Here is a 21,586-nt window from a genome sequence, read left to right on the forward strand (position 1 = left end):
TCATGCGGCGCCGGTACCCCGGTCGGCAGGTGTCGCCGACCGTGGACGGCCGCCGTCCAGGAGCAGATCGCGCAACGTCAGCGCCGACGGCAGCGGTGCGGCGGGCAGCGCGACGTGCACGGTCCGGCGCAGCGCGGGGTCGGTGAGCCGGACCAGCACCAGTCCGTCCGGTACCGCCCAGGCGGCCAGCGAGGGGATCAGCGCGACTCCGAGCCCCGCCGCCACATAACCGAACTTCCCCGTCCACTCCGCGATCCGGATGATCTTCCTCGGAGTGAAGCCCGCCCGCGCGCAGGCGTCGGCGAGCACCGTGGGGCGGTCCCCGTATGCGTGTTGCAGCCAGGCCTCGTCACGCAGTTCGCCCAGATCGATCACGTCGGCGCCGGCCAGACGGTGATCACGGGGGAGGGCGACCAGCAGCTCGTCCTCGCACAGCGGCGTCGTGGTGACACCGTCGGCGGAAGGCAGCCCGGACGGATAGTCGCTGACGACGGCCAGGTCCAGCGCCCCGTCGGCGAGCCGCGCCGTCAGCGTGCCGCTGCGGCCTTCGACCGCGATGACCTCGACAGCAGGCCGGGCCTGCCGGAACGCACGCAGGGCGGCGGGCACCAACGAGATGTTCGCGGTGGAGAACGCCCCTACGTGCAGCAGCCCACCGTCTCCCGTGTGGAGCACGGCCAGTTCCTGCTCGGCACGTGACAGGCGGTCGAGAACGTCCACGGCGTGGCGGTGCAGGGCACGGCCCGCCGGGTTCAGCCGTACGCCCCTCGGAAGCCTCTCGAAGAGTGGCCCGCCTGCTTCCTGCTCCAGCGTCGCGATGCGTCGGGAAACCGCTGACTGCGTGTAGTTGAGGCGGGCCGCCGCCCGGGTGAACGACCCCGTCCCGGCCACCGTCACCAGCAGCCGTAGCGCATCGATCTCGAACACCGGCCACTCTCCTCGCTCGATCCATTCCTGCGGCGCATGGCTCCCATGCAATGTAGTCGCTGGTGGAATGTATCGCCTCGTCCTAGCGTCGTTCGGGGCGGCCGCGCACGGGCCGTCCGGTCACTCCCCGGGGGTCCTGTTCCCCCATGCCGTCCGAGAGGGAACTGCGATGTTACGAAGACGATTCGACCCGGGCCCGGTATGCGCGTTGCCGACGATGCTGGCCGATCTGGAGGCGTTGGTGCGTTGCGAGTCCTTCTCGGCCGATCATGCCGCGCTCGCGCGGAGCGCCCGGGCGGTCGGCGCGATAGGGGCGAGGCTGCTGGGGGCCGGGCCCGAGACCATCGTGGTCGAGGGGGTGACCCATCTGCGCTGGGTCTTCGGCACACCGAGGGTGCTGCTGGTGGGGCACCACGACACGGTGTGGCCGGTGGGCTCGCTTCAGGCCCGCCCGTGGTCGGTGGCCGGAGGGGTCGCGCGGGGGCCTGGCGTGCTCGACATGAAGGCCGGGCTGGTCCAGATGTTCCACGCGCTGGCCTCCCTCCGCTCCCTGGACGGGGTGTGCGTACTGGTCAACGGGGACGAGGAGGTCGGCTCCCCGACCTCGCGCGAGCTGATCGAGGAGGCGGCGCGCGGGAGTGCGGCGGCGTTCGTGCTGGAGGCGTCCGGCGACGAGCACGGTGCCCTGAAAACCGCGCGCAAGGGGAGCTCGCGGTACGAGGTGACCGTGCACGGTCGGGCCGCGCATGCGGGGACGAGCCCTGAGAAGGGGGTCAACGCGGCGGTCGAGGCGGCCCACCAGGTGCTGGCCATCGACGGAATCGGAGCGACGGCGACAGGGAGTGCCGGGAGGGGCGCCACCGGTACCGGCCTGACCGTCACGCCCACACTGCTGGCGGCCGGCAGTACGCCCAACACGGTGCCGGCGCTGGCGCGGATAGCCGTGGACGTACGCGTGCCCTCCCTCGCCGCACAGGACGATGTGGACGCGCTCATGCGAGGGCTCTCACCCCGCACGCCCGGTGCCCGGCTGGAGGTGCGGGGCATCGGCGGACGCCCGCCCATGGAGGCGGGAGCCTCGGCCGAACTCTTCGCCCTCGCCTCCCGAATCGCCCTGGAGCTGGGACGGCGGCCTCTCCGCGGTGTCACCGTCGGCGGAGTCTCGGACGCCAACTTCACCGCCGCCGTGGGCTGTCCGACGCTCGACGGGCTGGGAGCGGTGGGCGGAGGTGCCCACGCGGACGACGAGTACGTGGAGGTCGCGGAGATGGTTCCCAGGGCCCGGCTGCTCGCCGGACTGATCAGCAGGACCCCGCGATGAACGGGGCCGAACGCCTCCGTGTACCGCTGCTCGTCGTCGTCTCCGCCGTGCTGTTCACCGGCTGCGCGGGAGCCGGATCCGAGCCGGCCCCGCCCGGCGCCACGCAGACCGTGCGACCGGCCCCCACTCCGTCGCCCCCCGCTCCGTCGCCGACCCCCTCGCCCACACCGAGTACGGCCGCCGAGATCGCCGAAGGCGTCACCCACTGGTACGAGTACGGAGGCGAGACAGCGATGGTCAGCCTGATCAACGAAGCCGCAGAGGTCCGAGCCGGCCGCCCCGACGAACCACTGGACCTCGTGACCCTCGACTTCGGAGATCTCATGAACGCGCTCGACACCGCCCGGATGCTGGGTTCCGTCCCCGACCCCGAGACCCGGACGGCCTGGTCGCTCGCTGTCGAACAGCTCGACGCCGGCGCGCGCGAGCTCCTCGGCTCGGCGCCGGAGAACAGCCTGTTCCAGTCGCCCGAGCAGGCCGGGCAGGCATGGCGCGGGTGGCACACGTTCGACGAAGGGATCAAGAGCCTCAAGGCGGCCGAGGCGCGGCTCCGCGACGCCTTCGGCCTGAAGCCGCCGTCGGACCCGTGGGCAGAGCGGTAGTCCTGGCACGGGCCGGTCTCGCCGGGAGGGGCTGAGAGACCGACGGCCGGATACCTGGGGGACTCCGGTCGGCGTGTTCCGCAAGTGCGGGCGGGGGGGCGTTCCGAGGCCCCTCATTCATCCCGGCGGGGGGCAGGATCGCCGACCGGCGCACCGGGGGTGCGAAGGCCGGAAGGGCGCAGGCTCCAGACCACGTCACGGACCGCCGGCACACCCTCGTCGTCCTGGTGCCGGTCGGCGATGACGCGCCCGCACTGCACGTAGCCCGTGCCGCTCCGGGACCTGAGCCGGACCACGAGGCGGGTGTCCCGCCATCGCTGCGGGACGCCGGATTCCTCGTAGACGCGTGCGAACTCGGAGTCGTCGACCGTGTGGAGTTCGAGGTCCTCGTACCGCGTCACGAGCCGCATGGAGTCGACCGCTTCGAAGTGGAGGTCCAGCCGGGTGTCCTCCACGCCGTCCTTACGGGAACGGAGCAACAGGTGGGAGTGGCCCACGCCGTAGTGCCAGACGCGGAAGGTCCGGTCGAAGCGGTGGAGGAGGGTGGACGGAGCGCTGCGGGAACCACTGGTCAACGGCTGTGCCACCTCTGTCGTCGATGCGTGTGGGTTCGTGAGGGGGTGCGCGGCGAAGCCGGCAGCGCCGGAGCGGCCGACTGCGCCGCCGGCGAGGCCGGACAGCCGCAGGTCAGCTGTTGCGGCATCCCGCCGGCGACTGACAGGCCGTCCGAGGCGGGAAGAAGCTGTACTCCAGGGCCCTGGGAGCATAGATCCCCCCGGTCCCCGCCCGCCGAGCAGGCCGGTGACGGTCCCGCGAGCAGCTTCCATCCGGCCGGCGCGTACAGCGGGAGGACCATGGAAGCGGTGGCGGTGACGCCGTACCGGTGCGGCGGACCTTCCCGGTCCTGGCTTGTCGAAGGTCTGGCACGAGGCCGCGTCCCGGGACTCGGGTCCCGGAGCTCGGCCCCCGAGCTCCGGAACCGCCGGTTCACTCCTTCGAGGGGTAGCCACGGGGTGTGGGCCCGACGCTCGAGCTTCGGGATCCGAGGGCCGGGAGCCGAGGTCCGGGAGTCGAGACGTGTAGTCGTCCGGGTGGGAAAAGAAGGATGGGAAAACCTCCCCGCCCTCCCGGACCCGTCATGGCCAGCAAGTATGACTAATCGTGACCGACTTGCGGCGCAGAGTCGCGGCTGCTTACGGTGCGCAGAACTGAACGACCCCGACGCGGTGTTCGAAGCACCGGGCCGGGGTCTCACCGCAAGATCGAGAAAAGGCGATCCAGTGGCTGTCCAGCACCCTAGCTCCGCCCCGTGCGCACCCGCACCCTCGCGCCCGTACGCGAAGGCCAACCCCGGCTACGGCAAGCGCTCCGCGCCGGACCAGCGCCCCTCCCGGCCGGACGACTTCGCCCTGCTGCCGGAGCGTGAGCGGTACGTCGCCGGTTACGTGGACCACCTGCCGGAGGGCGCGGCCATGGACATCAAGTCGCTGGCCAGGAGCTTGCCGCTGTACGGGCAGATGGCCGTCGGCAGCGCCCTGAGGGCTCTGGGGGTGGCCGGACACCTGCGCCACGTACGGATGCCCGCCGAGGCGGGCGGTGGCCAGGCCCGCTGGATCACCCGCACCTACTGGTCCCGCACGGCCCGTGACAACGCGTGGTGGACCGCGTTCCTCACCGGCGCGGCGGGCTGCGCGGCCCCCTCCGCACCCGCCCCCGCCCCCGCTCCTCCCGCCGTCCCCGAACCCCCCGCCCCGCCGCTGGTGCCGCAGCAGCGCACCCAGGAGCCGGGCCCCGTGCCCGCGGAGGCCTCCGGTGCCTCGCCCGCCTACCTCGCGCTCGCCCGGCTCGGCCGGACCGACGCCCGTCTCGCGCTCTCCGCCGCCGACTGCGCCGCCCTGGAGGACCTGGCCGCCGCCTGGCTCGCCCGGGGCGTGGGAGTGGAGTACATGGTCCAGGCCCTCGCGGCCGGGCTCCCCGCTGCCGTCGACTCCCCGGTCGGCTTCGTCAGGCGGCGGCTCCGCGACAGGATCCCGCCCGAGATGCCTGTCGCCCCCACACCCGGAGCGCCCGGTGCGCCCGTCCCCCGCCCGATGGTCGAATGCACGGAGTGCGGCGTCCCTGGCCGCCCCGAGGCGCTCCCCGACGGGCTCTGCCGTTCCTGCCGGGCCCCTGGCCCGACGTGCACGGCGACCACGGCGGCCACAGAGACGGCACCCACGCCCGCGCAGCCCGCCGAACGCGACGTGAAGGCGTACGTCGGTACGCTCCGTGAGCTGCTCAGGCTCCCCTGACGGACGGGGGTGCGGGCTCGCGCCTCACATCGCGGTGGAAAATGGGCGAGTTTACCCACCGACGCCATCCGTCACACGCCGCAGGCCCGTCTTTTGTTCCTCTAAGCGGCTGAACTTTTGTTGATCTGTGGCCAGTTGTGGGTACCGGGGGCCTACCCTTGACTGGGTGAACCAGTTGAAGTCCCGTGCGCCCCACGCCGAGGCCGTCCTGCCCGGCGCCCTGCCCGACGACCTGCGTGCCGAGCTCATCGCCTTCCGCCGTGATCTGCACATGCACCCCGAGCTCGGCAACCAGGAGTTCCGTACCACCGCCGCCATCAAGGCCCGGCTCGAGAAGGCCGGACTGGAGCCGCAGGTGCTGCCCGGCGGCACGGGACTCGTGTGTGACGTGGGGGAGTGGGACGGCGTGACGCCGATGCTGGCGCTGCGCGGCGACATCGACGCGCTGCCGATCCCGGACACCAAGGCGGGGGTCTCCTACCGGTCCACCGTGCCCGACCGGGCGCACGCCTGCGGGCACGACGTCCACACGAGCTGCGTCCTGGGGGCGGGACTCGTGCTGAGCGAGCTGGACCGGCAGGGGCTGCTGCCCCGTCCGGTGCGGCTGCTGTTCCAGCCCGCCGAGGAGGTGCTGCCCGGCGGCGCCGCGGACGCGGTAGCGGCCGGAGTGCTGGAAGGCGTGGGGCGGATCATCGGGGTGCACTGCGACCCCAAGGTGGACGTGGGCAAGATCGGACTGCGGATCGGGCCGATCACCTCGGCCTGTGACCGTGTGGAGGTCTCCCTCGACGGCCCGGGCGGCCACACCGCCCGGCCGCACCTCACCACCGACCTGGTCACGGCCGCCGCCCGGGTGGCCACCGACGTTCCCGCGCTGCTCGCCCGGCGGGTCGACGCGCGGGCAGGCCTGGCGGTCACCTGGGGACGGCTGCAGACGGGCCACGCGCCCAACGTCATCCCCCAGCACGCCGAGCTGTCCGGGACGGTGCGCTGCCTCGACCTGGAGAGCTGGCGGCAGGCGCCCGACCTGGTGCACGCGGCGATCGACGAGGTGGCCGGAATGTACCGGGCGAAGACGGTGATCGACTACGTCCGTGGTGTGCCGCCCGTGGTGAACGAGGCCGAGACGATCGGCCTCCTCGATGCCGCGATGACCATCCGCCGTGGTTCGTACGCGATCGAGGACACCGAACAGAGTCTGGGCGGCGAGGACTTCTCCTGGTACCTGGAGAAGATCCCGGGTGCCATGGCGAGGCTCGGCGTCCGTGCGCCGGGCGACACCCGTGGTCTGGACCTGCACCGGGGCAACTTCGACGTGGACGAGGAGGCGATCACGGTGGGGGTCGAACTCTTCACCGCCGCCGCACTCCTGGACGTCTGACCTGGGCCGGACAGGGAGGTGGCTGCCGTCCGGAACACACCATGTTCCGTGCTGGTAACGGCTCGTAACCGGACAGGACACCTCCTGTTCGCGACGATCCGATAACGGCTTCCGTAGGGGCCCTTATCTGACATCTACGCGCGTTACGATCGCCGCGAAACCAGCGCCGGAAGAGGCGCTTCGGTCAGGTTTGAAGGAGCCTTCCCTTGCGCCGCGTATCCAAGATCGCTGCTGCGTGTACCGTTTCCGCGGCTCTCGCCTTCACCGCTACCGCGTGCGGTGAAGCGTCCACCGAGAGCACCGGTTCCGACTCGGACCAGATGAAGATCGGCATGGCCTACGACGTCGGCGGCCGTGGCGACAACTCGTTCAACGACTCCGCCGCCCGCGGCCTGGACAAGGCCAAGGCCGAGTTCGACGCCGAGACCAAGGAGCTCACCGCCAAGAGCGGCGAGACCCCCGCCGACCGCGAGCAGCGCCTCGCGTCGCTGGCCGAGGGCGGCTACAACCCGGTGATCGGCGTCGGTTTCGCCTACTCGGACGCCATCGCCAAGGTGGCCAAGTCCCACCCCGACACCACGTTCGGCCTGATCGACTCGGTTTCCGACGCCAAGAACGTGTCGTCCATCGTCTTCACCGAGGAGCAGGGCTCGTACCTCGCCGGTGTCGCGGCGGCGCTGAAGTCCAAGGACGGTCAGGTCGGCTTCATCGGCGGCGTCGACCTCCCGCTGATCAAGAAGTTCGCGGCCGGTTTCCAGCAGGGCGTCACGGAGACGAACCCGAAGGCCAAGGTGCAGATCCAGTACCTGTCCACCGGCTCGGACCTGTCCGGTTTCGGCAGCCCGGACAAGGGTGAGGCCGCTGCCAAGGGCATGCTGGACAAGGGCGCCGACGTGATCTTCGCCGCGGCGGGCGGTTCCGGTGCCGGTGCGATCGAGGCCGTGGCCGGCAAGAAGGGCGCCTGGTCCATCGGCGTCGACTCCGACCAGGCCAAGGACCCGGCCCTGTCGAAGTACGCCGACACGATCATGACGTCGGTCGTGAAGAACGTCGACAGCGGTGTCTTCGACCTGGTGAAGTCCGTCAAGGACGGCAAGCCGATGACCGGTACGCAGACCTACTCGCTGGCCGAGGACGGTGTCAGCCTGACCACCACGGGCGACCACCTCAAGGACGTCCAGGCCAAGATCGACGAGGCGAAGAAGAAGATCGTCGACGGCTCGATCAAGGTCAAGACCACGACCTGATCCGCCCGCTGAACTCGGGGTCCGCAGGCGCGGTTTCCGCCGCGCCTGCGGACCCCGATTCACGTATACCTCCGGGCCGGGCCCCCTCCGTGTGTGCCGGTATCGTGCCCGTGGTTCGCCACCTGTCGCCGGGTGGCCGACGATTCGGCGGCGCTACGCGCGTAGTGTCCGCCGGGCACGGTATTTTTCGCCACCGGTCCCCGCGCTGTGTCCGTACATCGCCCGCCCTCCGCTCCTGCCAAGGAGAGTGCGCCATCAAAGCGTCCAGCAGTCCCCACGCCGTAGAGCTCCGCGGCATCACCAAACGATTTCCCGGCGTCGTGGCCAACCACGACATCGACATCACGGTGAGCCGCGGCACCGTCCATGCCCTCGTCGGTGAGAACGGCGCCGGCAAGTCCACCCTGATGAAGATCCTTTACGGGATGCAGAAGCCGGACGAGGGCACCATCTCCGTGGATGGTGAACAGGTCTCGTTCAGCAGCCCGGGTGACGCCATCAACCGCGGAATCGGCATGGTGCACCAGCACTTCATGCTCGCCGACTACCTCACGGTCCTCGAGAACGTCGTTCTCGGCTCCGAGAAGCTGCACGGCATCGGGGACAAGGCGCGGGCGAAGATCAAGGAGATCTCCGACGCGTACGGCCTCGGTATCCGCCCCGACGCCGTCGTCGAGGACCTCGGGGTCGCCGACCGCCAGCGCGTGGAGATCCTCAAGGTCCTCTACCGCGGCGCCCGCACCCTGATCCTCGACGAGCCGACAGCGGTCCTCGTGCCGCAGGAGGTCGACGCCCTCTTCGACAACCTGCGCGAGCTGAAGGCGGAGGGCCTCACCGTCATCTTCATCTCCCACAAGCTGGGCGAGGTGCTGTCGGTCGCGGACGAGATCACCGTGATCCGGCGCGGTACGACGGTGGGCACCGCCGATCCCGCGCACACCACCAGCAAGCAGCTCGCGGAGCTGATGGTGGGCAGTGAACTCCCCTCGCCCGAAACCCGGGAGTCGACCGTCACCGACATCCCGATGCTGGCCGTGGAGGACCTGCGGCTGACGGCCACCGACCCCGACGGCGTGGTGCGCGCGGTGCTCGACGGCATCACCTTCACGATCCACAAGGGCGAAGTCCTCGGGATCGCGGGCGTCGAGGGCAACGGCCAGTCCGAACTCGTCGACGCCATCATGGGCATGCGCCCCCTCGACACCGGGGCGCTCACCCTCGACGGCGCGGACATCTCCCGCGCGGCCACCCGCAAGCGCCGCGAGGACGGCATGGGCGTCATCCCCGAGGACCGGCACCGGCACGGCCTCCTCCTGGACGCGCCGCTCTGGGAGAACCGCATGCTGGGCCACGTCACCGAGAAGCCCAACAGCAAGGGCGCCTTCCTCGATCCCAAGGCGGCGCGCGCCGACACCGAGCGGATCGTGCGCGAGTACGACGTGCGCACCCCCGGCATCGAGGTCACCGCGGCCTCGCTCTCCGGCGGCAACCAGCAGAAGCTGATCGTCGGCCGCGAGATGAGCCACCACCCCAAGCTGCTGATCGCCGCGCACCCCACCCGGGGTGTCGACGTCGGTGCGCAGGCGCAGATCTGGGACCAGATCCGCGAGGCGCGCCATGAGGGCCTCGCGGTCCTGCTCATCTCCGCCGACCTGGACGAGCTCATCGGGCTCTCCGACACGCTGCGCGTCATGTACCGCGGCAAGCTCGTGGCCGACGCCGACCCGGCCACCGTCACCCCCGAGGAACTCGGCTCGGCGATGACCGGCGCGGCCGCCGGCCACCTGGAGGCACCGGGCGGCAGCGACCGCTCCGGGGCCGACAGCTCCGAAACCGACCCCCGGGACGGGGGAGAGGACCGATGAAGAAGTTCGACAAGGAGCGGCTGCTCCTGGGGATCGCCGCCCCGTTGCTCGCGATCGTGGTCGCGTTCCTGGTCACCGCTCTGGTGCTGGCCGCCACCGGCAAGGAACCGTTCAGCGCCTTCGGCATCATGTTCGACTACGGGCTCAAGTCGGACAGCCAGGTCTACATCCTCAACAAGGGGACGACCTACTACCTCGCAGGTCTCGCGGTCGCCATCGGCTTCCGCATGAACCTCTTCAACATCGGCGTCGACGGCCAGTACCGCCTGGCCGCGTTCTTCGCCGCCGCTCTCGGCGGGGCACTGACCCTCCCGGGCGCACTCCAGATCCCGCTGATCATCCTCACCGCGATGATCGTCGGCGCGATGTGGGCCGGTGTCGCCGGACTCCTGAAGGTCACCCGCGGAGTCAGCGAGGTCGTCTCGACGATCATGCTGAACTCCATCGCGACGGCGATCATCGGCTACCTCCTCCAGCAGGGCCGCCTGGGCCACCTGGACGAGGCGGGTACGAAGGTGTCCACCACCCCCATCCCGGAGTCCTCGCACTTCTTCGAGTTCCCGACCACGCCGACGCCCGTCTGGGGCTTCATCGTGATCGCCGTCGTCGCCGGGTTCGCGTACTGGTTCACGCTCGGCCGGACCCGGTTCGGCTTCGACCTCCGCACGGTCGGACAGTCCGGTTCGGCCGCCGAGGCCAGTGGTGTCGACGTCAAGAAGATGGTCGTCACCTCCATGCTGATCTCCGGCGGAATGGCCGGACTGATCGGGATGCCGACGCTGCTCAACGACAGCTACGAGTACAGCGGTGACTTCCCGGTCGGCATCGGCTTCACCGGGATCGCCATCGCGCTGCTCGGCCGTAACCACCCCATCGGCATCGCACTCGGCGCGCTGCTCTGGGGCTTCCTGGAGCGCGGCACGGGCAAGCTCGAATTCGAGGGCTACGACAAGGAGATCGTCGGCGTCATCCAGGGCGTCATCGTCCTGTGCGTCGTCATCGCCTACGAAGTCGTCCGCCGCTACGGCCTCAAGCGCCAGCAGAGCAAGGTCGGCGCGGAACTCGCCGCCAAGGCCGCACGTAACTCCGACCAGCAGGAGGTGTCGGCGTGAGCGCCACGGCGACTTCCACCCCGCCGCCCGCGGCCCCCAAGGTCTCCGGCGGCAAGGGCGGCCGCACCCGCCTCAGCTTTCCCGTCGTCCTGCTGATCATCGCGGGTGCCCTGCTCGCGCTGTCCGCCGTGCGGGCCGTCACCGGGGCACAGGACGTCACCTCGGCCGGTCAGATCAGCGCGGCGCTCGCGATGGCCGTACCGATCGGACTCGCCGGTCTCGGCGGACTGTGGGCCGAGCGGGCCGGCGTGGTCAACATCGGCCTCGAAGGCATGATGATCCTCGGCACCTTCTTCGGTGCCTGGGCCGGCTGGCAGACCGACCCCTGGATCGGCGTTCTCGCCGGTGTGGTGGGCGGCATGCTCGGCGGCCTGCTGCACGCGTTCGCCACCGTCACCTTCGGCGTCGACCACATCATCTCCGGCATCGCGATCAACATCCTGGCCCTCGGCTTCACGACGTACTTCGCCAAGCTCTGGTTCAACACCGGAGTCGCGGCGGAGAAGGGCGGCAGTCCCAAGCAGTCGCCGCCGGCCGACAGCATCACCACGGTCACGGTGCCCGGTCTCTCCGACTGGCTGCACTCGGTCGAGAAGCACCACTGGTTCTTCGTCTCCGACGTCGCGGGCATCCTCGGCGGACTCGTCACCCATGTCTCGCTGCTGACCCTCGTGGCCGTGGCGCTGTTCGTGGGCACGTTCTTCGTCCTGTGGAAGACCTCCTTCGGTCTGCGGCTGCGCTCCTGCGGTGAGAACCCCGTCGCCGCCGAGTCCCTGGGCGTGAACGTGTACCGCTACAAGTACATCGCCGTGATCATCTCCGGAGGCCTGGCCGGTCTCGGCGGCGCGTTCCTCTCGCTGGTCACCTCGCACATCTACAACGAGGGCCAGACCGGCGGCCGCGGGTACATCGGCCTCGCCGCGATGATCTTCGGTAACTGGCGGCCCGGCGGACTCGCCATGGGCGCCGGCCTGTTCGGCTTCGCCGACGCGCTCCAGCTGCGCAACGGCGGAGAGTCCGTCCACGCGCTGCTCCTCCTGCTCGTGGTGATGCTGGCCGTCCTCGCGGCCTGGAAGCTCTACCGCAAGCGCTTCGTGCCCGGTGTCATCAGCGCGGTCATCGCCGCCGCGGTGCTGGTCTGGTACCTCGCCACCGACACCGTGCCCACCGAGTTCGTCAGCGCCACCCCGTACATCGTCACCCTGCTCGTGCTCTCGCTCTCGGCTCAGCGCCTGCGCATGCCCAAGGCGGACGGCATGCGCTACCGGAAGGGGCAGGGGAAGTGACGGACGGCGCGGTACCCGTCGACTGGGACGTGCTGCGCGCGGCCGCCCGGGACGCGATGTCCCGGGCGTACGCCCCGTACTCGGGCTACCCCGTCGGCGTGGCGGCCCTCGTCGACGACGGCCGCCTCATCACCGGATGCAACGTCGAGAACGCCTCGTACGGCCTCAGCCTCTGCGCCGAGTGCGGGCTGGTCTCGCAGCTCGCCGCGACGGGCGGCGGCCGGCTGACCCACTTCACCTGCGTGGACGGCACGGGCGCGGTGCTCATGCCGTGCGGACGGTGCAGGCAGCTGCTGTACGAGTTCGGGGGACCCGCACTCGTCCTGGAGACGCCGGAAGGTCTCCGTACGCTCGACGAGATGCTGCCGCAGGCCTTCGGGCCGCAGCACCTGGGGTAGCACCCCGCAGCCGTTTCGCTTCCGGGCGGGCCCGACCGGCCCGCCCGGACGGCGTGGCGGAACGTCCGCCCTCTATGCGCGTAGAGTCAACGGGACTCTCGCCTACCCATCCGGCCGGAAGGACTCCCATCCCATGGACGCCATCTCCGTCATCCGCACCAAGCGGGACCGGGGCGAGCTCAGCCCCGAGCAGATCGACTGGGTCATCGACGCGTACACCCGCGGCGAGGTCGCGGACGAGCAGATGTCCGCACTGGCCATGGCGATCCTGCTGAACGGCATGAACCGCACCGAGATCGCCCGCTGGACCGCCGCGATGATCGCCTCCGGCGAGCGGATGGACTTCGGCGCCCTCTCCCGCCCCACCACCGACAAGCACTCCACCGGCGGCGTCGGCGACAAGATCACCCTGCCGCTCGCTCCGCTGGTCGCCGCCTGCGGCGCCGCCGTGCCGCAGCTCAGCGGCCGGGGACTCGGCCACACCGGGGGCACCCTCGACAAGCTGGAGTCCATCCCCGGCTGGCGCGCCCACCTCTCCAACGCCGAGATGCTGGACGTCCTGGACACCACCGGCGCGGTGATCTGCGCGGCCGGTGACGGGCTCGCCCCCGCCGACAAGAAGCTGTACGCGCTGCGCGACGTCACCGGCACCGTCGAGGCGATCCCGCTGATCGCCAGCTCGATCATGTCCAAGAAGATCGCCGAGGGGACCGGGGCGCTCGTCCTGGACGTCAAGGTGGGCTCCGGCGCCTTCATGAAGACGATCGAGGACGCCCGCGAACTGGCCTCCACCATGGTCGCACTGGGAACCGACAGCGGCGTACGGACCGTGGCGCTGCTCACCGACATGGCGACCCCGCTCGGCCTGACCGCGGGCAACGCCCTGGAGGTGCGGGAGTCCGTCGAGGTGCTGGCCGGCGGTGGCCCGAAGGACGTGATCGACCTGACCCTGGCCCTCGCCCGGGAGATGCTCGACGCCGCGGGACTGAAGGACGCCGACCCGGAGAAGGCCCTGGCCGACGGCTCCGCCATGGACGTCTGGCGCCGCATGATCTCCGCCCAGGGCGGCGACCCGGACGCCGAGCTCCCCGTCGCCCGTGAGCAGCACGTGATCAGCGCCCCGTCCTCGGGTGTCCTGACCCGCCTCGACGCCTACGACGTCGGCGTCGCCGCCTGGCGCCTCGGCGCGGGCCGCGCGCGCAAGGAGGACCCGGTGCAGGCGGGCGCGGGCGTCGAACTGCACGCCAAGCCGGGCGACACGGTGACCGAGGGACAGCCGCTGCTGACCCTGCACACGGACACCCCCGAGAAGTTCGAGTACGCCCTGAAGGCCCTGCCCGGCTCGTACGACATCGCCCCGGCCGGAACCCCCTTCACCGCCACGCCGGTGGTGCGGGAACGTATCGCCTGACCTGCGGCTTTCCCTTTCGGGTGAACGGGACCGGTGGACCGCCACCGGTCCCGTTCGGCATGCTGTTATCGGTGACGCACCGATAAGAGGAGACCGCCATGGGCGCACTCACCGTCGATCCCGGGCCGGGCCACGGTCAGGACTGGGACGACCTCGTCCGGATCTGGGAGGAGACGGACGCACCCGAGGGCTGCAAGGTGGAGATCATCGAGGGGATCGTCACCGTGTCGCCACCGCCGTCCAAGGACCACAACACCACTGCGGCGCTGCTCCAGCGCAGGCTCTACACCGTCATCCCGGAGGACTGGGAGATCTACCAGACGCTCGGCGTCTCCGTGCCCGGACGGGCCGGGCTCTACATCCCCGATCTCGTCGTCCTGCCGCGCGCGGTCGCGTCGGGCCCCGGCAATCGCGTACCGGCGGAGGACGTCCGGCTCGTCGTGGAGATCACCTCACCGGCCAACGCCAACCACGACCGCATCGGCAAGGCGCACGGGTACGCGAAGGCAGGGGTCGAGCTGTTCCTGCTGCTCGACCCCTGGCACACCGGCCGCCCGACCGCGACCCTGTACGGAGAGCCGAGCGACGGCACCTACCGGGTCCTGGAAGCGGTCGAGTACGGGCAGACGCTGACGCTGCCGAAGCCGTTCAAGCTGGATCTGGACACCGGGATCTTCCCGGTCAGCTGAGACACGAGCGCGCCCGGCCGATGAGTTCCGGGCATCCCACCGGTCTCCCTGGTGTGGATGCCATGACTCCGAACGCCCTCGTCCTCACCGGCCGGATCACCCGCGCCGATGTGCCGGCGCTCTGCGCCGAGCTGGAGGCACTGCTCAGTGGCCCCTCAGCGGTCGCCGTGGTGGACTGCGACGTGGGCGGGGTCGTGCGCCCGGATCTGGCCCTGGTCGAGGTGGTTGCCCGGCTGGGGCTCGTCGCACGCCGGGCCGGGGGCGTCGAGCTGCGGCTGCGCAACGTCCCGGCCGAACTCAGGGCGCTGCTCGACCTGGTGGGGCTGACCGACGTGGTGCGTAACATCCGGCCGGCCCCGGAGTGACCTATGCTCAGCGGGCCCTGGCGCTGTCGCGTGCCGTGACGTGTATGCAGGCGACCCCCTGCACGTACTCCTTGCTGTATTCGCCCGGCACCTTGGCGAGCACCGACGGATCGGCGCCGGCCGAGGGTGACGCACTCGGCGTCGGACACGAGCCGCCCTCCGGCTGCGGCCCCGGTTCGGGGTTGTCGCCCGTCACGCGGACCGCGGGTGAGGGGCCCGGCCCCGCCGTGGCGGCCGGCTCGCCCAGCCACAGCGTCGCCGCCCACCCACCGGCCGCCAGCAGGGCCCAGCCGATCACCACCGGACGACTCACCCTCACGCGTCGGCGTCCAGGTGGTCCGGAAGCCCGAACAGCGGGAACCAGCGCGGGGTGTCCAGGAAGCAGTGCATCCCGGTGATGGCGCCGTCCGAGATGTCGATGACCTGCACCGCCCACGGCACGAAGCCCGGGCCGTCCGGATCGGGTTTGTAGTGCGCGAAGGCCGGGGTGCCGTTGGCCTCAGTCGCCACCAGCCGCGAGCCGGCGCAGCTCGCGCCGATGCTGAGCATGAAGCCCGTGATGTCGTCGTGCCCCTGGAGCCAGAGGTCGAACGGCGGCATGGTCATCACGGCGTCCTCGTGGAGCAGCGCCGTCAGCGCCGCCATGTCGTACCCCTCGAAGGCCGCCACGTAGCGGTCCAGCAGCTTGCGCTGCTCGTCGTCCAGCGGGTTCGCGGTGTCCGGTGCCGTGTTCTCCGTGTCCGACAGGGTCGCCCGGGCACGCTGCAGGGCGCTGTTGACCGACGCGACCGTGGTGTCGAGCAGCTCGGCGACCTCGCTCGCCTTCCACGCCAGGACCTCGCGCAGGATCAGCACCGCGCGCTGCTTGGGAGGCAGGTGCTGGAGCGCGGCGACGAACGCGAGGCGCACCGACTCACGGGCCACGGCGGCCTCCGCCGGGTCGGCCACCGAGGGCAGGATGCGCCCGTCCGGCATCGGCTCCAGCCAGGTGTTCTCCGGAAGGGGGTTCAGCGCGGCCTGGGCCAGCGGAGTCGGGCCGGTCAGATCCACCGGCCTGGCCCGCTTGCTGCCCGCCTTCAGCATGTCCAGGCAGACGTTCGTCGCGATGCGGTAGAGCCAGGAGCGCAGCGAGGAACGGCCCTCGAACTTGTCGAAGTTGCGCCAGGCGCGCACCAGCGTGTCCTGGACCGCGTCCTCCGCCTCGAAGGCCGAGCCGAGCATCCGGTAGCAGTAACCCGTCAGCTCGACCCGGTGTCCCTCCAGACGGCTGTCGATGTCGGCCGCCGCTGTCAGATCACTCATCGCTCCACCCCTGTTGCGCTGTGACACCGCTCACTCAGCACTGTGGAAGCTACCGCAGGGCACTGACAACCGGGGCGGGAAGCGTGGAAACCGCTGCTCAGGTGCCGGGCTTGCGTCCGTAGACGTAGACGTCGTCGCCGTTCTTCAGCAGGTTCCAGTACGACTTCGCGTCCGCCGGGCGCATGTTGACGCAGCCCGCCGAGCCCGGGTTGTTGTACATGGACTTGGTGACCGAGTGGAACGCCTGCCCGCCGTCGAAGAACTGGGCGTACGGCATGCGGACGTCGTAGAGCGTCGACCAGTGGTTGATGCTGCGCCAGTAGATCTTCCTGGAGCCGGTCCGGGTCTCGTCGCCGTTGCGGCCCGTGCGCACCGGCACCGGGCCGAACTTCAGCTTGGAGCCGTCCTGGATCCAGCTCAGCTGCCTGGTCAGGTCCACGCACGCGATGCGCCCCTTGTTGGTGGGGCACTTCTTCGCGGCGTTGGGGTTCTTCCCCGCAGCCTTCTGGGCGGTGATCGTCTTCATCGTGCGCCAGGTGACCGGCCCCGCGTACCCGATGGCCGGGGTGAGGCCCTTCGAGACCTGGAACGAACGGATCGCCTTGCAGTCGGCCGCCGACTGCCGGCCGTCGGCCGTCCGGCCCAGCCACTTCTCGACCTGCTTCTGGTACGGACCCTTCGACGCCGTGCAGGACGCCGCCTGGGCGGCCGTCCCGGTGCCCAGGACCATGGCCGGAGCGGCCACCAGGCCGGCGACGGTCAGGACGGCCCCACGCCGCACCCGTACGCCGCGTATCTTCCCCATGTTCGTCATGTACGCCTGCTCCCCTTCGCGTTCGCCCGCGGTGTGTGACTCCGCTTGTTGGACGCGCTCAGGGGAGCAGCGGTTGTGCCGGGAAGGTCTCAGTTGTGCACCGGTGCCGGGGACGCGGCGCGGAGCCGCTCGGTCCGGGCGGCCCGGGTCCCGAACAGGGTGATCGACAGGACGCCGAGGACCGCCAGGACGCCCAGCACGACCGTGCCGGCCCAGCCCCCCGCGTGGAAGGCGACGGCGCCGAGCGTGCCACCCGCGCTGGAGCCCAGGTAGTAGGCGGACTGGTAGAGCGCGGACGCCTGGGCGCGGCCCGACGTCGCCGTACGGCTCACCGACGACGAGGCGACCGCGTGCCCGGCGAAGAAACCCGCCGTGATCAGGACGAGGCCGGCCAGGACGGCGGCCAGCTGGTCGGCCAGGGAGAGCAGCAGTCCCGCGGCCGTCGTGGAGACGGCGAGGTAGAGCGCGCCCCGGCGGCCCAGCCGGGCGACGAGCCGGCCCGCGGCTGCGGAGGAGAGCGTGCCGACGAGGTAGACCAGGAAGATCGAGCCGACGATGCCCTGGGGGAGGCCGAAGGGCTCCTCGACGAGCCGGTAGCCGATCACCGTGTAGACCGCGCCGAACACCGTCATGAACAGGGCGCCGATCGCGTACAGCCTGCGCAGCAGCGGGTTGGAGAGGTGGTCGCCGACGGTCTTCGCCAGGGCCTTCGGGTTGAGCGTGGAGGGGCTGAAGTGGCGGGCCTTCGGGATCATGAGGTGGAAGACCACCGCGCAGGCCACGGCGAGCAGCCCGATCGCGCCGAGCGCCATCCGCCAGCCCCACAGCTGGGCGATCCATCCGGCGAGGATGCGGCCGCTCATGCCGCCGATGCTGTTGCCCGCCACGAACAGTCCGATCGCGGCCACCAGGGCCTTGGGCCGTACCTCCTCGGCGAGGTAGGCCATCGCGGAGGCGGGCAGTCCGGCCAGTGCCGCGCCCTGGATCGCGCGCAGCGCGATCAGCCAGCCGAGCGACGGGGCGAAGGGGACGAGGAGGCCGATCACCACGGCGACCGCCAGGGAGGCCGTCATCATCTGGCGCCGCCCGAAGCGCTCGGAGAGCGCGCTGAGGGGCAGGACGCACAGGGCCAGCGCACCGGTCGCCGCTGAGACCGTCCAGCTCGCCTGGCCTGCCGTCGCGCCGAAGGAGGCGGAGACGGCGGGCAGCAGGGCCTGGGTCGAGTAGAGGAGGGCGAAGGTCGCGATCCCCGCCGCGAAGAGCGCGAAGCTCATCCTGCGGTAGCCGGGACCGCCGGGCGTGAGGCGGTCCGGGACGGCCGGGGAGACGGTGGCGGGGGATGACGGAACGGCGGCGCCCAGCACGATGGTGGACGCCCCGGTACTGGCAGGAGGCATACAGCGAACGTAGAGCGCGCGGTTTCATGCGTCCAATGCATGAAACGCTCATAATCGTTCCCATGGCGCATCAATACAGCTCACAGCAACGGCTGTCACCGGGCAGTTACGAAGAAGACATCCGAGCCGTGCTCGCGCCACGCCTCGCGTACTTCGAGGCGGTGGCCCGCCACGAGCACGTCACCCGCGCCGCGCACGAGCTCGGCGTCCCGCAGTCGACACTGTCGCGCGCCATGGTGAGGCTGGAACAGGACCTGGGGGTCGCCCTGTTCGCCCGCCGGGGCCGCACCGTCTCCCTCACCCCCGCGGGCCGCACGTTCCTCGGTTCCGCCGAACGCGCGCTGGCCGAGGTGGAGAAGGCGGCCGACTCGGTGCGCGCCGACGCCGACCCCACGGCGGGCAAGGTCGCCTTCGGCTTCCTGCACACCATGGGCTCCGAGACCGTGCCCGCCCTGATCCGCGCCTTCCGCGCCGACCACCCCCGTGTCCGCTTCCAGCTCGTGCAGAACTACGGCGAGGCGATGATCGACCGCCTGCGGGCCGGCGGCCTCGACCTCTGCCTCACCTCGCCCGTCCCCGACGCCCCGGACCTCGTGGCCCGGCGCCTGGACGAGCAGCGGCTGCGCCTGGTCGTCCCCGACGACCACCGGCTCGCGGGCCGTCGGCGCGTCCGCCTCGCCGAGGCCGCCGACGAAACGTTCGTCACCCTCGAACCCGGATACGGCCTGCGGCGGATCACGGACGACCTCTGTGCCGAGGCCGGCTTCACCCCGAGGGTCGCGTTCGAGGGCGAGGAGGCGGAGACGCTGCGCGGTCTGGTCGCGGCCGGGCTCGGGGTGGCGCTGCTGCCGCCGCCGGCCGTCGCCCGGCCCGGCGTGGTCGAGCTGACGGTGACGGCGCCGCGGGCGGCCCGCGAGATCGGGGTCGCCTGGCTGGACGGCCATCCCGACACACCGCCGGTGGCCGCCTTCAAGCGCTTCCTGCTGTCACGCCGGGGGAGCCTGCTGCCGGACTGAGGAACCGCCCCCGGCGCCGGCCGGCCCCCTCAGTGCCTCAGCGACCGCCCGAACCCCGCCGCCAGCGGCATCCGCAGTCCCAGCGGCGGGGGAGCGGCGAACGCGTCGGCGACCGGGCGCGCGTACGACCGGGCGAACAGCGAACCCCGGATGAAGTCCGAGGCCAGCGCCATCACTTCGGAGCGGTGCTGGCGCAGCGCGTGCCCGTCGGAGTGGACCTCGAAGCGGCAGGTGTCCCGGTTGGTCTTCTTGGCGCGCTCGGCAAGCCGGTAGGAGAGCTCCGGATTCGTCCGCGCGTCGTTCGTGCCGTGCACGATCAGGACCCGGCGCCCCGCCAGGTGCTTCACCGGTTCGGGTTCCGGCTCCGCGCCCTCCGGAAGGCTGGGGGCCATCGCCAGTACGGAGTTGACGGCGTCGTGCCCGGCGCCGCGCAGGGCGGCCCGGCCCCCCATGCCGTGCCCGACGAGGCACACGGGGATGTCGCCGTAGCGGCGTACGACCTCGTCGGCGGCCCAGTGGGCGTCGGCCGCCGGATCCGCGCCGGCGTTCCATCCCCGGCTGCGGTAGCGCACGACGTGCACCGCGAGCCCGTCGGTCCGGCCGGTGCGGGCCAGGGCGCGGGCGAACGGCAGCTGCGCCGCGTACGAGAAGAGGGAGGGGCGGCGTCTGGACTCCGTCTCGCCGTCCGGGAGCAGCAGGACGACGCCGCTGACCTCGGGTGCTGCTCCGGCCGTGAGGACGGCCCGTCCCAGCCTGGCGGCAGGCAGGGGAAGTGCGCGCTGTGCCATGACAGAACAGTGTCAGAAGGGCAGGTGTATTCCAGCTGGCTTCGCGGTCACTGTTACGTATCGACACCCAGCATTCTACGCGCGTAGGCGTTAGAGTGCCCGAATGACGAGCCAGACCCTGAACGTCCCCGGTCCCGACCAGATCCGCCGCGCGCCCAAGGTGCTGCTCCACGACCATCTCGACGGCGGCCTGCGCCCCGGCACGATCGTGGAACTGGCCCTGGCGCAGGGCTACGACGCCTTGCCCGAGACCGAACCCGACAAGCTCGGCATCTGGTTCCGCGAGGCGGCCGACTCCGGTTCGCTGGAGCGCTACCTGGAGACGTTCGCCCACACCTGCGCCGTCATGCAGACCCGTGACGCGCTGTTCCGGGTGGCCGCGGAGTGCGCCGAGGACCTCGCCGAGGACGGTGTCGTCTACGCCGAGGTGCGGTACGCGCCCGAGCAGCACCTCACCGCCGGCCTGTCGCTCGAAGAGGTCGTCGAGGCGGTCAACGAGGGCTTCCGCGAGGGCGAGCGCAGGGCCCGCGCGAACGGCCACCGCATCCGGGTCGGCGCCCTCCTCACCGCGATGCGGCACGCGGCCCGCGCGCTGGAGATCGCCGAACTCGCCAACCGCTACCGCGATCTGGGAGTGGTGGGTTTCGACATCGCCGGCGCCGAGGCGGGCTACCCGCCCACCCGCCACCTGGACGCCTTCGAGTACCTCAAGCGCGAGAACAACCACTTCACCATCCACGCGGGCGAGGCCTTCGGCCTGCCGTCGATCTGGCAGGCCCTGCAGTGGTGCGGCGCGGACCGGCTCGGTCACGGTGTGCGCATCATCGACGACATCGAGATCGCCGAGGACGGCAGCGTGACGCTGGGGCGCCTCGCCTCGTACGTGCGCGACAAGCGGATCCCGCTGGAGCTCTGCCCGACCTCCAACCTCCAGACCGGTGCCGCGGACTCGTACGCCGAGCACCCCATCGGACTGCTGAGGAAACTGCATTTCCGCGCCACCGTGAATACGGACAACCGGCTCATGAGCGGGACCAGCATGAGCGGGGAATTCGAGCGACTGACCGAGACCTTCGGATACACGCTCGATGACATGCAGTGGTTCACAGTCAATGCGATGAAATCAGCGTTCATTCCTTTCGATGAACGTCTGGCGATGATCAACGACGTCGTGAAGCCTGGATATGCGGAGCTGAAGTCCGAGTGGCTCTTCCGGCAGACGGCTGTGACCAGCGGGTCTTCATCCGTCGCGGGCTGAGTGAAACACAGGGGGAACGGCCGGGACCATCCGGTCCCGGCCGTTTTCCGTGTCCCGGCATGTTTGCGGGAGGGGTGCGGGGCTGATTACGTTGCGGAGCCGCTCACATCCCCTTC

21 protein-coding genes are annotated in these 21,586 nt (G+C 70.9%); 14 read left to right on the plus strand and 7 right to left on the minus strand.

What is annotated here, in order from left to right; genetic code table 11:
- Positions 1-927 carry a LysR family transcriptional regulator gene (locus OO67_RS06110; RefSeq protein ID WP_051709171.1) on the minus strand — a complete coding sequence of 309 codons (927 nt, stop codon included), beginning with the start codon at positions 925-927 and terminating at the stop codon, positions 1-3.
- A 169-nt stretch (positions 928-1,096) separates the two neighbouring features.
- On the opposite strand from OO67_RS06110, the gene OO67_RS06115 reads away from it, so the two are divergent.
- Both OO67_RS06115 and OO67_RS06120 read left to right on the plus strand, forming a co-directional pair.
- Entirely contained in the window at positions 1,097-2,248 is a 1,152-nt protein-coding gene (locus tag OO67_RS06115; protein WP_244300047.1) for a M20 family metallopeptidase, read from the plus strand.
- Entirely contained in the window at positions 2,245-2,850 is a 606-nt protein-coding gene (locus OO67_RS06120; RefSeq protein ID WP_033297799.1) for a hypothetical protein, read from the plus strand. The genes OO67_RS06115 and OO67_RS06120 overlap by 4 nt, the downstream gene beginning before the upstream one ends.
- Positions 2,851-2,963: 113 nt before the next feature.
- On the opposite strand, the gene OO67_RS06125 is transcribed toward OO67_RS06120, so the two are convergent.
- Positions 2,964-3,425, minus strand: a complete 462-nt coding sequence (locus tag OO67_RS06125; protein ID WP_033298729.1) for a hypothetical protein — start codon at positions 3,423-3,425, stop codon at positions 2,964-2,966.
- Between the two features lie 705 nt (positions 3,426-4,130).
- Here OO67_RS06125 and OO67_RS06130 point away from each other — a divergent pair.
- The 10 genes from OO67_RS06130 to OO67_RS06175 all read left to right on the plus strand — a co-directional run bounded on the left by OO67_RS06130 (position 4,131) and on the right by OO67_RS06175 (position 14,895).
- Positions 4,131-5,141 (plus strand): hypothetical protein, encoded by a 1,011-nt coding sequence (locus tag OO67_RS06130; RefSeq protein WP_033297801.1) that lies wholly within the window; start codon positions 4,131-4,133, stop codon positions 5,139-5,141.
- 166 nt (positions 5,142-5,307) lie between these two features.
- Positions 5,308-6,522 (plus strand): amidohydrolase, encoded by a 1,215-nt coding sequence (locus tag OO67_RS06135; RefSeq protein WP_106972704.1) that lies wholly within the window; start codon positions 5,308-5,310, stop codon positions 6,520-6,522.
- Between the two features lie 206 nt (positions 6,523-6,728).
- Positions 6,729-7,769 carry a BMP family lipoprotein gene (locus tag OO67_RS06140; protein WP_033297803.1) on the plus strand — a complete coding sequence of 347 codons (1,041 nt, stop codon included), beginning with the start codon at positions 6,729-6,731 and terminating at the stop codon, positions 7,767-7,769.
- Positions 7,770-8,023: 254 nt separating this feature from the next.
- Positions 8,024-9,634: an ABC transporter ATP-binding protein gene (locus tag OO67_RS06145; protein WP_033298730.1), complete on the plus strand. Its 1,611-nt coding sequence runs from the start codon at positions 8,024-8,026 to the stop codon at positions 9,632-9,634.
- Positions 9,631-10,746: an ABC transporter permease gene (locus OO67_RS06150; protein WP_033297804.1), complete on the plus strand. Its 1,116-nt coding sequence runs from the start codon at positions 9,631-9,633 to the stop codon at positions 10,744-10,746. Before OO67_RS06145 ends, OO67_RS06150 begins: the two co-directional genes overlap by 4 nt.
- The gene (locus OO67_RS06155) at positions 10,743-12,032 is read left to right on the plus strand and encodes an ABC transporter permease (RefSeq protein WP_033297805.1); all 1,290 of its coding nucleotides are present in this window, start codon (positions 10,743-10,745) and stop codon (positions 12,030-12,032) included. The genes OO67_RS06150 and OO67_RS06155 overlap by 4 nt, the downstream gene beginning before the upstream one ends.
- Positions 12,029-12,430: a cytidine deaminase gene (locus tag OO67_RS06160; RefSeq protein ID WP_033297807.1), complete on the plus strand. Its 402-nt coding sequence runs from the start codon at positions 12,029-12,031 to the stop codon at positions 12,428-12,430. The genes OO67_RS06155 and OO67_RS06160 overlap by 4 nt, the downstream gene beginning before the upstream one ends.
- Before the next feature lie 133 nt (positions 12,431-12,563).
- On the plus strand, positions 12,564-13,841 hold the full coding sequence (locus tag OO67_RS06165; protein WP_033297809.1) for a thymidine phosphorylase: 1,278 nt from the start codon (positions 12,564-12,566) through the stop codon (positions 13,839-13,841).
- Between the two features lie 98 nt (positions 13,842-13,939).
- Positions 13,940-14,530 (plus strand): Uma2 family endonuclease, encoded by a 591-nt coding sequence (locus tag OO67_RS06170; protein ID WP_033297812.1) that lies wholly within the window; start codon positions 13,940-13,942, stop codon positions 14,528-14,530.
- Between the two features lie 20 nt (positions 14,531-14,550).
- Complete coding sequence (locus OO67_RS06175) at positions 14,551-14,895, plus strand: STAS domain-containing protein (protein ID WP_033297814.1); 345 nt, start codon at positions 14,551-14,553, stop codon at positions 14,893-14,895.
- Between the two features lie 7 nt (positions 14,896-14,902).
- Here OO67_RS06175 and OO67_RS06180 read toward each other — a convergent pair whose 3' ends face one another.
- The 4 genes from OO67_RS06180 to OO67_RS06195 all read right to left on the minus strand — a co-directional run bounded on the left by OO67_RS06180 (position 14,903) and on the right by OO67_RS06195 (position 18,408).
- Entirely contained in the window at positions 14,903-15,214 is a 312-nt protein-coding gene (locus OO67_RS06180; RefSeq protein ID WP_051709173.1) for a hypothetical protein, read from the minus strand.
- A complete protein-coding gene (locus OO67_RS06185; protein WP_033297815.1) occupies positions 15,211-16,197 on the minus strand; it encodes a sigma-70 family RNA polymerase sigma factor in 987 nt (328 codons plus the stop codon). Before OO67_RS06185 ends, OO67_RS06180 begins: the two co-directional genes overlap by 4 nt.
- A gap of 97 nt (positions 16,198-16,294) precedes the next feature.
- Positions 16,295-17,011, minus strand: a complete 717-nt coding sequence (locus OO67_RS06190; RefSeq protein WP_033297816.1) for a L,D-transpeptidase family protein — start codon at positions 17,009-17,011, stop codon at positions 16,295-16,297.
- Between the two features lie 89 nt (positions 17,012-17,100).
- Positions 17,101-18,408 carry an MFS transporter gene (locus OO67_RS06195; protein ID WP_033297817.1) on the minus strand — a complete coding sequence of 436 codons (1,308 nt, stop codon included), beginning with the start codon at positions 18,406-18,408 and terminating at the stop codon, positions 17,101-17,103.
- Positions 18,409-18,470: 62 nt separating this feature from the next.
- Between OO67_RS06195 and OO67_RS06200 the strand changes: the two genes are divergently transcribed.
- Positions 18,471-19,424 (plus strand): LysR family transcriptional regulator, encoded by a 954-nt coding sequence (locus tag OO67_RS06200; protein WP_033297818.1) that lies wholly within the window; start codon positions 18,471-18,473, stop codon positions 19,422-19,424.
- Between the two features lie 29 nt (positions 19,425-19,453).
- On the opposite strand, the gene OO67_RS06205 is transcribed toward OO67_RS06200, so the two are convergent.
- A complete protein-coding gene (locus OO67_RS06205; RefSeq protein ID WP_033297819.1) occupies positions 19,454-20,212 on the minus strand; it encodes an alpha/beta hydrolase in 759 nt (252 codons plus the stop codon).
- A 103-nt stretch (positions 20,213-20,315) separates the two neighbouring features.
- Here OO67_RS06205 and OO67_RS06210 point away from each other — a divergent pair, with 103 nt between their 5' ends.
- Positions 20,316-21,470 carry an adenosine deaminase gene (locus tag OO67_RS06210; RefSeq protein ID WP_033297821.1) on the plus strand — a complete coding sequence of 385 codons (1,155 nt, stop codon included), beginning with the start codon at positions 20,316-20,318 and terminating at the stop codon, positions 21,468-21,470.
- The last annotated feature ends 116 nt before the right edge of the window (positions 21,471-21,586 follow it).

Source organism: Streptomyces atroolivaceus (assembly GCF_000717025.1).
GTDB classification, from domain to species: Bacteria; Actinomycetota; Actinomycetes; order Streptomycetales; family Streptomycetaceae; genus Streptomyces; species Streptomyces atroolivaceus.

Bases quoted from the DNA above. Each gene is read 5' to 3' on its own strand.
- OO67_RS06115 (WP_244300047.1), top strand. From the start codon at position 1,097: ATGTTACGAAGACGATTCGACCCGGGCCCGGTATGCGCGTTGCCGACG.
- OO67_RS06120 (WP_033297799.1), top strand. From the start codon at position 2,245: ATGAACGGGGCCGAACGCCTCCGTGTACCGCTGCTCGTCGTCGTCTCC.
- OO67_RS06150 (WP_033297804.1), top strand. From the start codon at position 9,631: ATGAAGAAGTTCGACAAGGAGCGGCTGCTCCTGGGGATCGCCGCCCCG.
- OO67_RS06165 (WP_033297809.1), top strand. From the start codon at position 12,564: ATGGACGCCATCTCCGTCATCCGCACCAAGCGGGACCGGGGCGAGCTC.
- OO67_RS06170 (WP_033297812.1), top strand. From the start codon at position 13,940: ATGGGCGCACTCACCGTCGATCCCGGGCCGGGCCACGGTCAGGACTGG.
- OO67_RS06175 (WP_033297814.1), top strand. From the start codon at position 14,551: ATGAGTTCCGGGCATCCCACCGGTCTCCCTGGTGTGGATGCCATGACT.
- OO67_RS06185 (WP_033297815.1), bottom strand. From the start codon at position 16,197: ATGAGTGATCTGACAGCGGCGGCCGACATCGACAGCCGTCTGGAGGGA.
- OO67_RS06190 (WP_033297816.1), bottom strand. From the start codon at position 17,011: ATGACGAACATGGGGAAGATACGCGGCGTACGGGTGCGGCGTGGGGCC.
- OO67_RS06195 (WP_033297817.1), bottom strand. From the start codon at position 18,408: ATGCCTCCTGCCAGTACCGGGGCGTCCACCATCGTGCTGGGCGCCGCC.
- OO67_RS06200 (WP_033297818.1), top strand. From the start codon at position 18,471: ATGGCGCATCAATACAGCTCACAGCAACGGCTGTCACCGGGCAGTTAC.
- OO67_RS06205 (WP_033297819.1), bottom strand. From the start codon at position 20,212: ATGGCACAGCGCGCACTTCCCCTGCCTGCCGCCAGGCTGGGACGGGCC.
- OO67_RS06210 (WP_033297821.1), top strand. From the start codon at position 20,316: ATGACGAGCCAGACCCTGAACGTCCCCGGTCCCGACCAGATCCGCCGC.